General features: G+C 58.9%; 11 protein-coding genes. 7 read left to right on the forward strand and 4 right to left on the reverse strand.

Annotated features, from left to right (window positions below; all coding sequences use genetic code 11):
• A complete protein-coding gene (locus tag A9G06_RS03990; protein WP_069554351.1) occupies nucleotides 1-390 on the reverse strand; it encodes a type IV pilin protein in 390 nt (129 codons plus the stop codon).
• 411 nt (nucleotides 391-801) lie between these two features.
• Between A9G06_RS03990 and A9G06_RS03995 the strand changes: the two genes are divergently transcribed.
• Complete coding sequence (locus tag A9G06_RS03995; protein ID WP_069554352.1) at nucleotides 802-2346, forward strand: AlkA N-terminal domain-containing protein; 1545 nt, start codon at nucleotides 802-804, stop codon at nucleotides 2344-2346.
• Nucleotides 2343-2816: a methylated-DNA--[protein]-cysteine S-methyltransferase gene (locus A9G06_RS04000; protein ID WP_069554353.1), complete on the forward strand. Its 474-nt coding sequence runs from the start codon at nucleotides 2343-2345 to the stop codon at nucleotides 2814-2816. Before A9G06_RS03995 ends, A9G06_RS04000 begins: the two co-directional genes overlap by 4 nt.
• Before the next feature lie 67 nt (nucleotides 2817-2883).
• Here A9G06_RS04000 and A9G06_RS04005 read toward each other — a convergent pair whose 3' ends face one another.
• The 3 genes from A9G06_RS04005 to A9G06_RS04015 form a co-directional block, all read right to left on the reverse strand.
• Nucleotides 2884-4743 carry a U32 family peptidase gene (locus A9G06_RS04005; RefSeq protein ID WP_069554354.1) on the reverse strand — a complete coding sequence of 620 codons (1860 nt, stop codon included), beginning with the start codon at nucleotides 4741-4743 and terminating at the stop codon, nucleotides 2884-2886.
• Between the two features lie 97 nt (nucleotides 4744-4840).
• The gene (locus A9G06_RS04010; protein WP_021230360.1) at nucleotides 4841-5449 is read right to left on the reverse strand and encodes a LysE family translocator; all 609 of its coding nucleotides are present in this window, start codon (nucleotides 5447-5449) and stop codon (nucleotides 4841-4843) included.
• A gap of 128 nt (nucleotides 5450-5577) precedes the next feature.
• Entirely contained in the window at nucleotides 5578-6519 is a 942-nt protein-coding gene (locus tag A9G06_RS04015) for a LysR family transcriptional regulator (protein WP_069554355.1), read from the reverse strand.
• 227 nt (nucleotides 6520-6746) lie between these two features.
• Between A9G06_RS04015 and A9G06_RS04020 the strand changes: the two genes are divergently transcribed.
• The 5 genes from A9G06_RS04020 to A9G06_RS04040 all read left to right on the forward strand — a co-directional run bounded on the left by A9G06_RS04020 (nucleotide 6747) and on the right by A9G06_RS04040 (nucleotide 12256).
• Nucleotides 6747-7835: a ketoacyl-ACP synthase III gene (locus A9G06_RS04020; RefSeq protein WP_069554356.1), complete on the forward strand. Its 1089-nt coding sequence runs from the start codon at nucleotides 6747-6749 to the stop codon at nucleotides 7833-7835.
• A gap of 785 nt (nucleotides 7836-8620) precedes the next feature.
• Nucleotides 8621-9304 (forward strand): methyl-accepting chemotaxis protein, encoded by a 684-nt coding sequence (locus tag A9G06_RS22405; RefSeq protein ID WP_253182305.1) that lies wholly within the window; start codon nucleotides 8621-8623, stop codon nucleotides 9302-9304.
• A 9-nt stretch (nucleotides 9305-9313) separates the two neighbouring features.
• A complete protein-coding gene (locus A9G06_RS04030; RefSeq protein WP_005338778.1) occupies nucleotides 9314-9682 on the forward strand; it encodes a response regulator in 369 nt (122 codons plus the stop codon).
• 14 nt (nucleotides 9683-9696) lie between these two features.
• Nucleotides 9697-10023 carry an STAS domain-containing protein gene (locus A9G06_RS04035; protein WP_005358513.1) on the forward strand — a complete coding sequence of 109 codons (327 nt, stop codon included), beginning with the start codon at nucleotides 9697-9699 and terminating at the stop codon, nucleotides 10021-10023.
• 22 nt (nucleotides 10024-10045) lie between these two features.
• Nucleotides 10046-12256, forward strand: a complete 2211-nt coding sequence (locus A9G06_RS04040; RefSeq protein ID WP_069554358.1) for a chemotaxis protein CheA — start codon at nucleotides 10046-10048, stop codon at nucleotides 12254-12256.
• The last annotated feature ends 1 nt before the right edge of the window (nucleotide 12257 follow it).

Consider the following 12257-nt stretch of genomic DNA (forward strand, 5'->3'; position numbering starts at 1 on the left):
TTATGATCCCCAGCAGTCATGGCGATTGGCCGCGCGATAACCGGTCTGATCGAGGGTCAGAGTGCCGCACTCATCCTGTTGTCGCGTCGTTGGAATGGCTTTAAGCAGGTAGTCGCCAGCATCTTGCTGGCTGTAGCTGAACTGGTAGAAATCCGTGCTGGAAGGGGTAGCAAACGTATCTGGATAACGGCCCTGTTGGGTATAGATACGTTCGAGGGCGAGCGCCTGCTCCAGCAATTGCTGCTGCGCTTCGTAACGACGTCCCTGTTGCAGATAACCCTGATACGCTGGCAACGCGATGGCCGCGAGAATGCTGACAACCGTCATGGTGATCAACAACTCGATCAGACTAAACCCCCGGCAATGGGGCCATGCCTTACAGTCGTTCACTTATCATCCTTGGCAAGTGTTGTTATTATTGGTCGGCCCTGGGCCGCAAATGCGATGACTTAATAATCATCAAAAATTAACTAACTCGATTGAACAACACAAAATCGCCACACTCAATGTAAAAAAGATAGTTATGTGATCTGTTATTAATTTTTAAGCAATTTTCGCCGCCACTAATCTCGCTAAGCAAATAAAGCTAAGCCAATCGTGCCTCCGACCCGTCCGTTATGCCCCCTTCTGCCGAGCCGCGATACATGAATAACAGCGTGACTAAGAGTGAAACCCGGCCGTGCAATAAAAGAGCAAAAAAACCTTTGGCCAATTTTTGCTATCCCTGTCCGTTTCTGGCTAGTCACGGCCCCCGAGCCCCCTTACTCTCTTGCCATCTATTCCAGCAAAGCCGCCAACACCATGAATGCAAAGCCCAGCCCAGAGTCCTCACCGGATGAGGTGATCAACACCCTCAACCGCGAACAGTGTCACACCGCACGGCTCGCCCGCGACGCTCGCTTTGATGGCCGCTTCTTTACCGGCGTGCTCTCGACCGGCATCTACTGCCGGCCAGTCTGCCCGGCACGGCCACCCCACGAGCATAATGTGCGCTACTTCCAAAGCGCAGCGGCCGCCGAACAGTATGGGCTGCGACCCTGCCTGCGCTGCCGCCCCGAGCTGGCCCCCGCAGCCCGTGGCGATCTGCCGGTTGAACTGGCACGTCTGCTGGCGCGCATCGATCGCGGCGAGCTGGCAGAGGGCACGCTCGCCGAATTAGCCGCTGAGGCCGGGATCAGCGAACGCACCCTGCGCCGCCAGTTCGAGCAGCACCTCGGCGCCTCGCCAAAACAGGTGGAGCAGACGCGCCGCCTGCTGCTCGCAAAAAGGCTGCTGACCGAAACCGGGCTGCCCATTACCGACATCGCGTTTGCCGCCGGATTTGCCAGCATCCGCCGCTTCAATGATGCCTGGCTGAACGCCTACGGACTGGCCCCGCGCTCCCTGCGCCATCAGGAGCAACACGGTGACGTGCCAGAGCACATGAGCGCGCAGCCGCGCGGCGCAACCCTGACACTGCAACTGCCCTACCGCCCCCCATATGATGTGGCGGCCATGCTGGCGTTCTACCGGCTGCGGGCGATCCCCGGGCTGGAGCAGGTGGATGGCGAGGTGTATGAGCGGCGCTACCGGGTCGGTGATCAGGTCGCGCTGGTGCGCATCGCGCAGGGCAAGGGGCATAGCCTGCAGCTTACCGTCCATGATCTGCCGCTCGCGGCGCTGCCCGATCTGCTCTATCGGGTGCGCAGGATGTGGGATCTCGATGCCGATATGCAGCGGATCGGTAACCTGCTCGGTCAGGACCCGCTGCTCGCCCGCTTGCAGGCACGCTGGCCCGGCGTGCGACTGCCGGGTGGCTGGGACGAATACGAGGTGATGCTGCGCGCCATCGTCGGCCAGCAGGTGTCGGTCAAGGGAGCCATCACCATACTCGGGCGACTGGTAGCCCGTACCGAGGCGCAATTCGGGGTGGCGCAACTACCGACCCCCGCCCAGTTGTGCGAACTCGATCTCGACGGTATCGGCATGCCCGGCAGCCGTATTCGCACCCTGCGGGGAGTGGCGAAGGCACTGGCCAGCGGTGAGCTGACCCTCACGACAGCCAGTGATGAACAGTTGTTGGCGCTACCGGGCATAGGTCCCTGGACGGTCGCTTACTGGCGTCTGCGCTGCGGGCTGGATACCGATGCTTTCCCCGCCTCCGATCTGGTGCTGCAAAAGGCTCTCGGAGGTGGTGCCAAGCTGCCGGTGAAGGAGGTGTTGGCGCAAAGCGCAGCATGGCAGCCGTGGCGCAGCTATGCGGCCAGCTGGCTGTGGCACGCCATGTGTGAAGCTCCCGATTTTCTGATCCATGCCACTAGCAACGAAAACCAGCCGGATAACCAACAACAGGAGATAACCCCATGATCCGCTACGATATTCTGCCGACCTGCTGCGGCGATCTGCTGGTTGCCATCAACGAGCATGGTCTGGTACACGTGGACTTTGTGGCGGGCCTGCGGGCGCTGCCCGATATGAGTGGCTGGCAGCAAGACTCCGTAGCACTGGCCCTCTTCCTCGCCGAATTTGACGCCTATTTTGCCGGTCGCTTGCAGCGCTTCTCCCTGCCCCTTGCCGCCCGTGGCACCGCCTTTCAGCAGGCGGTATGGCAAGCGCTGTGCGACATCCCCTACGGCGAGACCCGCAGCTACAGCGATATCGCTCGCACCATCGGCAAACCCGATGCGGTGCGGGCAGTGGGCGCGGCGAACGGCCGCAATCCGCTCTCGATCATCGTCCCCTGCCATCGGGTGATCGGCCAAAACGGCAGCTTGACCGGCTATGCGGGGGGATTGGAGATTAAAAAAGCGCTGCTGGCACTGGAGAGTGGCAATTAAAGGAGGGTAGGCAGAGAGCCTGAGATAAAAAATTGCCCCTTTCCGGATGGAGAAAGGGGCTCATTGATCAGCGTTTCAGGCTGCCCATCACATGCATTTCGCAGCGGTTGCAGTCAAAACGCAGGCGGAAGGTGTCTTTACCCATCTTGAGTTCCAGCGGCTCGGCCTTGAGACCTGGCACCTCGTTCGGGCAGAGGTTCTGGCTATAGCGGATGCAATGCTTGGTGATCATCAGCACCACTTCCCGCTCCTCCTTGTTCGCCTCATAGGCGGGAGCAATCCGCTCCACCCCGTGTTCGCGGAAGAACTGCTCGGCCGCGCTGTTCAGCACATTGCCAAGGTAGGAGAGACGGTGCTGGGGATAGTTGATATCCCGCAGGGCGATGCGTCGCTCGGGGCGCTGGTAGCTCGCCACGCGTGCGGCCTCCAGCGCAGCGATGCCATCCCGGCGCAAGCCGTTGAGCTGTGAGGCGGCGATAAATAGCGGGTGAGTGAATCCCAACTCAATTTTGCGCGCCACAAACAGGGTATTGCCGAGCTTGCCAAGTTGATCCCGCGCCTGTTGCAGCGCCCGCTCCGGATTGTCGGCAGGCTGTTTATCGCAAGACAGCGTCACCATGGCGCTGATGCCCTGCTCGTCGGTGAGCGTGAGGCTCACGCCCTCATCGCACTCTGCCAGCACCATATCGACCCGGATACGGCGATCCGCGCTCGCCTTCTCCAGCATCTTGCTGAACGCCTGATCGTGGTTGCGGTAGATTTCTGTCCCCACCTTCAGCCCCGGCATGCGTTCTGACAGGAGTAACTGCTTACCTTCGACCTTGTTGAGGCGCATACCCACCAGCTCGTTATTCGGCTTGAAGAAGCCTAAACCGTCGCCGTTGTTGAGGGTGACCTGTTTGCCATCGAGCTCTATGCCGTCACGGGTCACCTTGGTGACCCGCCCCAGCGGTTCGCCCACATATTTCGGGCTCTTGGTGGAGTCGATCCCCTGCTGGCGGCCATGGAGGAAGTAATCGGTACTGCCGCGGTTGAAGCTCTTCTTGGGGTCAGGCGTGAAGCTGTAGCTGCAACGGCCGGCCGAAGCGGCCACCAGATCGGAGCGACTATCGAGAATGGCGTCCAGCTTCTGCCGATACCAGGCGGTGACATTCTTGACGTAGTCGAGCCCCTTGAGTCGCCCCTCGATCTTGAAGGAGCGGATCCCCGCCTCGATCAACGCCTCCAGGTTGTCGGTCTGATCCATATCCTTGAGTGACAGCAGGTGGCTGTTGGCCACCAGCACTTCACCGTCCGGCTTTTGCAGCGAACAGGGCAAGCGACAGAGCTGGGCACACTCGCCGCGGTTGGCACTGCGACCGGTACGGGCATGGCTGATGTTGCACTGGCCGCTGTAGGAAACGCAGAGCGCACCATGGATAAAAAACTCCAGCTGCACATTGGTCGCCGCACTGATCTCGCGGATCTGCGCCAGTGACAGTTCGCGCGCCAGCACCACCTGAGAGAAGCCCACATCCTGCAGAAATTTCACCTTCTCCGGCGTGCGGTTGTCAGTCTGGGTACTGGCATGAAGCGCGATGGGTGGCAGATCGAGCGCCAGCAGCCCCATGTCCTGGACGATGAGCGCATCGGCACCGGCTTCATAAATTTGGTGGGTCAGGCGCCGGGCCTGCTCCAGCTCGTGATCGTGCAGCAGGGTGTTGAAGGCGACAAAGACCTGGGCACCGAAGCGATGGGCGTGGCGCGCCAGCGCTTCGATATCTTCGATGGTGTTGCCCGCCGCGCTGCGGGCGCCAAAGGCAGGGCCGCCCATGTAGACGGCATCGGCGCCATGGTTGATGGCTTCGATGCCGTAGGCGAGGTTCTTGGCCGGAGCCAGAAGCTCCAACCGGTTGTTGTGGCTTAACGGGTGCTTGTTCTGGTGCATGGTCTCGGGATCAGGGCGGACAGCAAATGGGCGCTACTCTAGCCCATTCACCACCCACATGCCTTGATCCCGCTTAAGGTATCTGCGAAATACAGGATTACATAACCACCTTGAGTGCCAGCCCGAGCAGCACCAGCCCGCTCACCTTGTCGATGACAAAGGATTTGGCTTTAAGCCACGCCAGCACCGGCCCGCGCGAGAGCACCAGCGCCACCAGCACGTACCAGACGGCATCGATCCCGCCCGCGGTGAGCATCATGATTCCCCCTTCGCTCCAGCCGGTATCGGCCCGCACAAACTGGCTGAACAGGGCAATGAAGAAGACCGCCAGCTGGGGATTGAGGAAGGCCACCATAAAACCTTCAAAGGCCCCTTGCCGACCACGCAGCTGGTGCGCCTCTTCACTCGCTTCACCACTGGCTGGTTTTGCCAGCAGGGCTTTCACCCCGAGCCAGGCAAGAAACGCTGCACCGCCGTAGCGGATCAGATCAAACAGGATAGGGGTCTGGGTGATCAGGATCGAGAGGCCAAGCGCGGTTACCAGCGCATAGATACCAACCCCGAGGCCGTGGCCAAGCGCAGTGGCGACGCCATGCCCCTGCCCGCCCTGCACCGTGTTGCGGATGATCAGCGCCAGACTCGGCCCCGGGCTGATGGCGCCCATCACGCAGATTGCGGCCAGTGCCAGCCAACTCGTCAGTTCCATGCTTTTCCTCTTTATATGCTCGATATGATGCCCTGCATTCAGGGTACGGGCTGAGCCATTATGCCAGTAGTGAAAGTTATGAATAGATTCCATAACCAATGGCTATGGCACCACACAACTGACTGCGGCTAACCGCCGAGCTCGAGCAGCTTGCGACTCTCGCCGACGGTACGTTGCAGGTGATCCCGCAGGAATGGGTAGGCCAGCTCGCGAAACCAGCGGTGAGCCGGATCCTGATGGTGGCGCTGATGCCACAGCAGATGATACTGCTGGTCGCGGGTAGCAAATGGCAGATCGACAAAGGTGAGCTCATGGCCGCAGGAGAGCTGCCAGGCGATATGAGCCGGGGTGGTCATCAGGCAATCGGTGCGCAGCAACACCTCCACCGCGGCCTGAAAGAAGGGGACTCGGGCAAACCAGCGCCGACTCAGTCCCTGCGGTGCCAACACCTGTTCAACCGGGCTGTCCTTGTCCCCTCCCCCGCTCACCTGCAGGTGAGGCCAGGCGAGATAGTCATCGAGACTCAGCGCCTTGCCTGCCAGCGGATGGTGACGTCCCATCAGCACCGCCAGCCGATCTTCCCCCTGATGCAGACCGCGGATCTGATCCGGTACCTGCTCGGTGATGGTAGAGACCAGATCCAGTTCGGACTGCCACAACTGCGGTAGCTGACGTTTGTCCCACAGACTGTACTCCAGCGCCGCCAACGGCGCCTCTTTGGCGAGCGCGGCGCAGATATCGGGCAGGATATGCTGGGCCACATAATCAGAAGAGGCGAGCCGAAATACCCGCTCACAGCGACTCGGGTCAAACCCGGGCGCCTCATAGAGCCGCTCCAGCACACCGAGAGAATCCGCCAGCTGGGCGGACAACAGTTCGGCCCGTGGCGTCAGCAGCCAGCGTTGCCCCTCCCGCACCAGCAACTCGTCGTCAAACTCGCTGCGCAACTGGGCAAGCTGCTTGCTGATGGAGGGCTGGCTCAGGTGCAGCAACTCGGCGGCGCGGCTGATATTGCGGGTCTCCAGCAGCACCTTGAGGGTGGGCAGCAGATTGAGATTGGCTCTGAGCAAAGAGATACCCTCATCAGTGGCGAAACGCCTATCTTAGGGCAGACGAGTCCCGTGTTTTAAGCAAAATTTCCTGCCATGTTCAGCACGTTGCGACCCTTTGCGGCTAGATGGCGCAGCCACTTACCCAGCACATAACCATGACCACAAGATGACAGTGGTTGTCTCGTGCGGCATAATTGCACGATTTTCCGCCCGCGGGGCACTCCACTTTGAGAAGCGGTAACAAGATGAAATACGCCAATATCACCGGCTGGGGCAAATGCCTGCCTCCCTCCGTGCTGACCAACGATGACCTCAGCACCATCATGGATACGTCAGACGAGTGGATCTATCCGCGCACCGGCATCAAGGCCCGCCGGATCTCCCATGTCAGCACCTCGGATCTCGCCACCCTGGCCGGTCGCCGCGCACTGGCCTGCGCCGGTCTGGAAGCGAGCGACCTAGATGGCATCATCCTGGCTACCGCCACTCCGGACAACCTGCTGCCAAGCGCCGCGTCTGCTGTGCAGAAGAAGCTGGGCGCCGTCAACGCTGCCGTGTTCGACCTCAACGCCGCCTGCACCGGTTTCGTCTACTCCCTCTCGGTCGCTACCTCGCTGGTACAGACCGGCATGATGAAGAAGGTGCTGGTGATCGGCGCCGAGCGCCTCACCTATCTGCTGGACTGGGCCCGTCGCGATACCGCGGTACTGTTTGGCGACGGTGCCGGTGCCGTGGTGATCGAGGCAAGTGAGCAGGAGTGTGGCCTGATCGCCAACAAGCTGGGTTGCGACAGCGAAGCGCGGGAGATCCTGCATGTACCGAACTTCGGTACCGATCGGGTGCGTTTTGCCGATATCGATGGGCTGTTCACCTTCAACTTCGAAGGTCCGGAGATCTTCAAACGCGCCGTGCGCGGCATGGGTGAAGCCACCAGCACTGTGCTGGCGCAGGCCGGTATTGCGCCGGAGCAGGTCGACCTGATCGTGCCGCACCAAGCCAATATCCGCATAATCGAGACCCTCGCCAAGCGGATGAATGCGCCGATGGAGAAGGTGATGGTAAACATCGAAAACTACGGCAACACCTCCGCAGCCACTGTGCCCATCGCCCTGTGCGAAGCGCTGGAGCAGGGCCGCGTCAAGCCGAACTCTTATCTGCTGACCGCCGCTTTCGGTGCCGGCCTGACCTGGGGTGCCGCCATCATCAAGTGGGGCGATCGTGTTACCCCTATCAACAAGTGCGAGGCTGAACTGCCACCCTGCGACAAGAGCGCGCTGGAGCTGATTGCTCACGCCGTGGAAGGTTGCCAGAAGGCCCACACCAACGAGGCCTGATCCTCATCAGGAGCCTGAATCCTCAGGCTCCTTCTCTCCTTTTCATCCTCACCTAGCTCTGCCCCCCTACTTCGCAAGCCGCTTGATACGGTAATCGCTGATACAAACAACTCCGATTTGCAGCCAATTAATTTTTTTCCGCTAACCTTATTGTGCCAACTATAAATAAAGAAAAGAGCGTCAAGGGGCACCATGACTGTTTCGGTCCCGCGCCTTCACCTCTTACCAAATAATTGCACAGGGATAAGCTACGTATGGCACAACACAAAAGTGGCGTGAACACACCGCTTTGGGAACCGGTTTGCTGGATTTGCTGCATCGGGCTTGCTCTGCTGAGCTGCCTGTTGCTGCAGCTCGCCGATGCGCTGTCACCTCTCTATCTGCTGCTTAATGTGCTGGTTGCCATTGCCGCTGCTCTCTGGACATCGAGTCACTTCCACCAGCACACACACCGACATCGTGCCGAACAGGAACAAACCGTCGCAACCGATCCTCTCGCCCACTCCATCATCGGGCTCGAACAGGTGTGCGAGAAGGCACTCCCCATCTGGTCCCAGCAAATTGAAAGCTCTCGTCAACAAACCGAAGCCGCGATGATTGAACTGACTCAACGCTTCAGCGGCTTGGCCAACAAGCTGGAAGAAGCAGTCAATGCTTCTCATCTGGCAGCCGGAGAACTGGGTGATGCCAATTCCCGTGGCATGGCTGGAGTCTTGAGCGAGAGCCAGCAGCAACTCAATGAGGTAGTGGCCATCCTGCACTCCGCCCAGGCCAATCGGGACGCCATGCTGGGTGAGATAAAAAGCCTGACCACCTACACCATAGAGCTCAACACCATGGCCATGGATGTGGCCAAAATCGCCTCCCAGACCAACCTGCTGGCCCTCAACGCCGCCATTGAAGCGGCTCGTGCAGGGGAAGCAGGCCGTGGCTTCGCTGTGGTCGCTGATGAAGTGCGCAACCTCTCCCGCCTCTCCAGCGAAACCGCCCAGAAGATGACCGACAAGGTTGATACCATCAATACAGCTATCGGCCGCGCCTTCCAGATTGCCGAAAATGCTGCCGCACGGGATCACGCCTCGGCGCTCAATTCGGAGCAGACAATCGAACAGGTGCTGGCCCGTTTTAGCCATGCCACTGACAGCCTGGCGGAATCCGCCTCCCTGCTGCAAAACGAGAGCACCGATATCCATCGAGAAATCTCCAGCGTCATTGTCTCGCTGCAATTTCAAGACAGGGTCAGCCAGATCCTCAGCCATGTCAGACAAAACATGGAGAGCCTCTCCAGCCATCTGGTTGCTTCGGAGCAGAGCAGCAATGCGACAGGGCCAATCCAGATCGATGCCAATCGCTGGCTGGCAGAGATGGAGCTCTCATACGCCACCGACGAACAGCGCAATATTCACCATGGTCGCACCACCCGTTCTGTCAACGCGCAACCAAGCAGCGCCGACATCACATTTTTCTAGGAGAGAGATATGGGCAAAACGATCCTGATCGTGGATGACTCGGCAACTATTCGCCAAGTCGTGGGTATGACCCTCAAGGGCGCTGGTTATGAGGTCATGGAAGCCTCTGACGGCAAAGATGCGCTCAACAAACTAGATGGCAAGAAGATCAACCTGATCATCAGTGACGTCAACATGCCGAACATGGATGGCATCACCTTCGTCAAAGAGGCCAAAAAGCTGGCCAACTACAAATTTACCCCTGTCATCATGCTGACCACCGAGTCTCAGGACAGCAAGAAGCAGGAGGGACAAGCCGCAGGAGCCAAAGCCTGGGTAGTCAAACCTTTCCAGCCCGAACAGATGCTGGCCGCAGTCGCCAAGCTCATCATGCCGTGATTCAGGAGCTCATCATGCAACTACAGAGTGAGCTACTCGACAACAAGGTAGTGGTGACCATGCCGGACGAGATAACCATTTATACCGTCAGCGAGCTGAAAGATGCTCTCTCACCCTTATTGCATCAGGGGAACGAACTGGAGCTGAATCTGGCGGCGGTATCCGAGATAGACAGCGCCGGGCTGCAATTACTGCTGGCAGCGAAGAAAACCGCTCTGCAGCAAGGCTCCTCCCTGGCGCTGGTCTGGCACAGCCATGTTGTGCTTGAACTGCTGGAGCTGTGCCAGCTCTCGGCCTTTTTTGGCGACCCCACCCTCATCACCCATGGCGAACGGCCCTGAGCCACCATGACAAGGAGTCACCGTGAGCATCGATCTTGATCAGGCTTTACAAACCTATATCGCCGAGGCACGCGAGTTGCTTGAAGAGATGGAGTCAGCCCTTTTATCACTGGAATCTGACCCTGACAATAGCGAGCTGATTGGTGCCATCTTCCGTGCTGCTCATACCATCAAGGGGTCGGCTGGCCTGTTTGGTCTGCAACCAATCGTCGGGTTTACCCATATCGTCGAGGATCTGCTCGACCAGATCCGCAATCAGCAGCTCACCGTCACCTCTCCTCTGATCAAGGATCTGCTGGAGAGCTGTGACCACATCCAGACGCTCATCAGTGTCGTTGCAGAACAGGGCAACACCTTAAGCGATGGCGATGCCAACCAAGATGAACGGCTGAGGCTCACCCTCACCCGACATCAGTGCGTCCCCCATGCCACGCTGCCAGATACTGTGCATACGCCGGAACCCAAGATCGAAAAAGAGGGAGGAATTACCAGCTCCGCCTCCCTGTGGCATATCTCCCTGCGTTTTGGCCCCGATGTGCTGCGCAATGGCCTGGATCCGGCCGCATTTCTGCGCTATCTCGGCACCCTCGGAACCATATGTTCAGTGGAGACCATCCATCAGGCGCTACCGGATTGGGAACAGTTCGATCCGGAGAATTGCTACCTCGGCTACGAGATAGACTTCGACTCGCAGGCAGATAAGGCTGCCATCAGCGATGTTTTTGAATTTGTCAGAGATGACTGCCAGATCACAATCTTGCCACCCCACAGCAAGATCGCCGAGTTCATCAACCTGATCGAGTCGCTGCCGGAAGATAACACCATGCTGGGGCAGTTGCTGGTCAACACCGGCGCCCTGACCGCAGAGGAGTTAGCAAGCGGTCTACAGACACAACAAGCGACCCCGGCAGAACAAGCGCCCAAACTCGGAGAAATCCTGATTGCGCAGGGTGCCGTCAACGAAGCCGTCGTCGATGCAGCCCTGAAAAAACAGAACCAGACCAAGGAGAGCAAGAGCAAAGAGGGCCGTTACGTCAGAGTACATGCCGACAAGCTGGACGATCTAATCAATCTGGTCGGGGAGTTGGTAGTCGCCAGTTCAGGAGCCAATTTACTGGCCCAACGCACCCGCGAAAGCCAGCTACAGGAAGCCACCTCGGTCATTGCCATGCTGGTGGAAGAGATCCGCGACAGTGCACTGCGCCTGCGCATGGTGCCTATCGGAGATACCTTCAACCGCTTCCAGCGGGTGGTGCGCGATGTCAGTCAAGAACTGAACAAGGACATCACTCTGGTGATCTCCGGAGCCGAGACCGAACTGGACAAGTCGGTGGTAGAGAAGATCGGCGATCCGCTGATGCATCTGGTCAGAAACTCGATGGATCACGGCATCGAATCGGCAGAGCAACGGCTACTGGCAGGCAAACCCCCCCGTGGCACCCTGAATCTCAATGCCTATCACGACTCCAACAGTATCGTCATCGAAATTCGGGATGACGGCGCAGGTCTCAACAAAGCCAGGATCCAGCAAAAAGCCATCGAACGCGGTCTGATCAGCCCAACCACCACGCTGACGGATCAGGAGATATACAACCTGATCTTCGAGCCGGGGTTCTCTACCGCCGAGGCGATAACCAACCTCTCCGGTCGCGGGGTGGGCATGGATGTCGTCAAACGCAACATCACTGCCCTGCGCGGCACGGTCGATCTGGACAGCATCCCGGGAAAAGGCACCCGTGTGCAGATCCGCCTGCCGCTTACCCTTGCCATCATCGACGGCTTCCTGGTGCGAGTCTGCGACACCCACTACGTCATTCCCCTCGATATGGTGATCGAGTGCGTTGAATTGACCCAGAGTGCACTGTCCGATACCCAGGGTCGCAATTACATCAATTTGCGTGGCGAGGTGCTGCCCTTTATCCGCCTGCAACACTACTTCGATACCAATGGCAGCAAAGGGAGGCGCGAGAACATTGTCGTGGTCAGCCATGCAGGCAAAAAATCCGGACTGGTGGTGGATGAACTGCTGGGAGAATTCCAGACCGTCATCAAACCGTTGGGGAAATTGTTCCAGCGCCTGCAGGGCATCAGTGGCTCAACCATTCTGGGGGGGGGAGAGGTTGCCCTGATCCTCGACATTCCTTCGCTGATCCAGCACGCAATCACTCAGGAATCCTGTCAGCTCAACAGGTTGACAGTGTCGCGCAACCTGCCTCAATCCAGCATCAACTGAG

It is taken from the genome of Aeromonas sp. DNP9 (genome assembly GCF_001728955.1).
GTDB lineage: Bacteria > Pseudomonadota > Gammaproteobacteria > Enterobacterales > Aeromonadaceae > Aeromonas > Aeromonas veronii.

Coding starts and splice junctions, on each gene's coding strand:
- A9G06_RS22405 (WP_253182305.1), top strand. CDS start 8,621: ATGCTGGGTGAGATAAAAAGCCTGACCACCTACACCATAGAGCTCAAC.
- A9G06_RS04035 (WP_005358513.1), top strand. CDS start 9,697: ATGCAACTACAGAGTGAGCTACTCGACAACAAGGTAGTGGTGACCATG.
- A9G06_RS04000 (WP_069554353.1), top strand. CDS start 2,343: ATGATCCGCTACGATATTCTGCCGACCTGCTGCGGCGATCTGCTGGTT.
- A9G06_RS03995 (WP_069554352.1), top strand. CDS start 802: ATGAATGCAAAGCCCAGCCCAGAGTCCTCACCGGATGAGGTGATCAAC.
- A9G06_RS04010 (WP_021230360.1), bottom strand. CDS start 5,449: ATGGAACTGACGAGTTGGCTGGCACTGGCCGCAATCTGCGTGATGGGC.
- A9G06_RS04030 (WP_005338778.1), top strand. CDS start 9,314: ATGGGCAAAACGATCCTGATCGTGGATGACTCGGCAACTATTCGCCAA.
- A9G06_RS04020 (WP_069554356.1), top strand. CDS start 6,747: ATGAAATACGCCAATATCACCGGCTGGGGCAAATGCCTGCCTCCCTCC.
- A9G06_RS04005 (WP_069554354.1), bottom strand. CDS start 4,743: ATGCACCAGAACAAGCACCCGTTAAGCCACAACAACCGGTTGGAGCTT.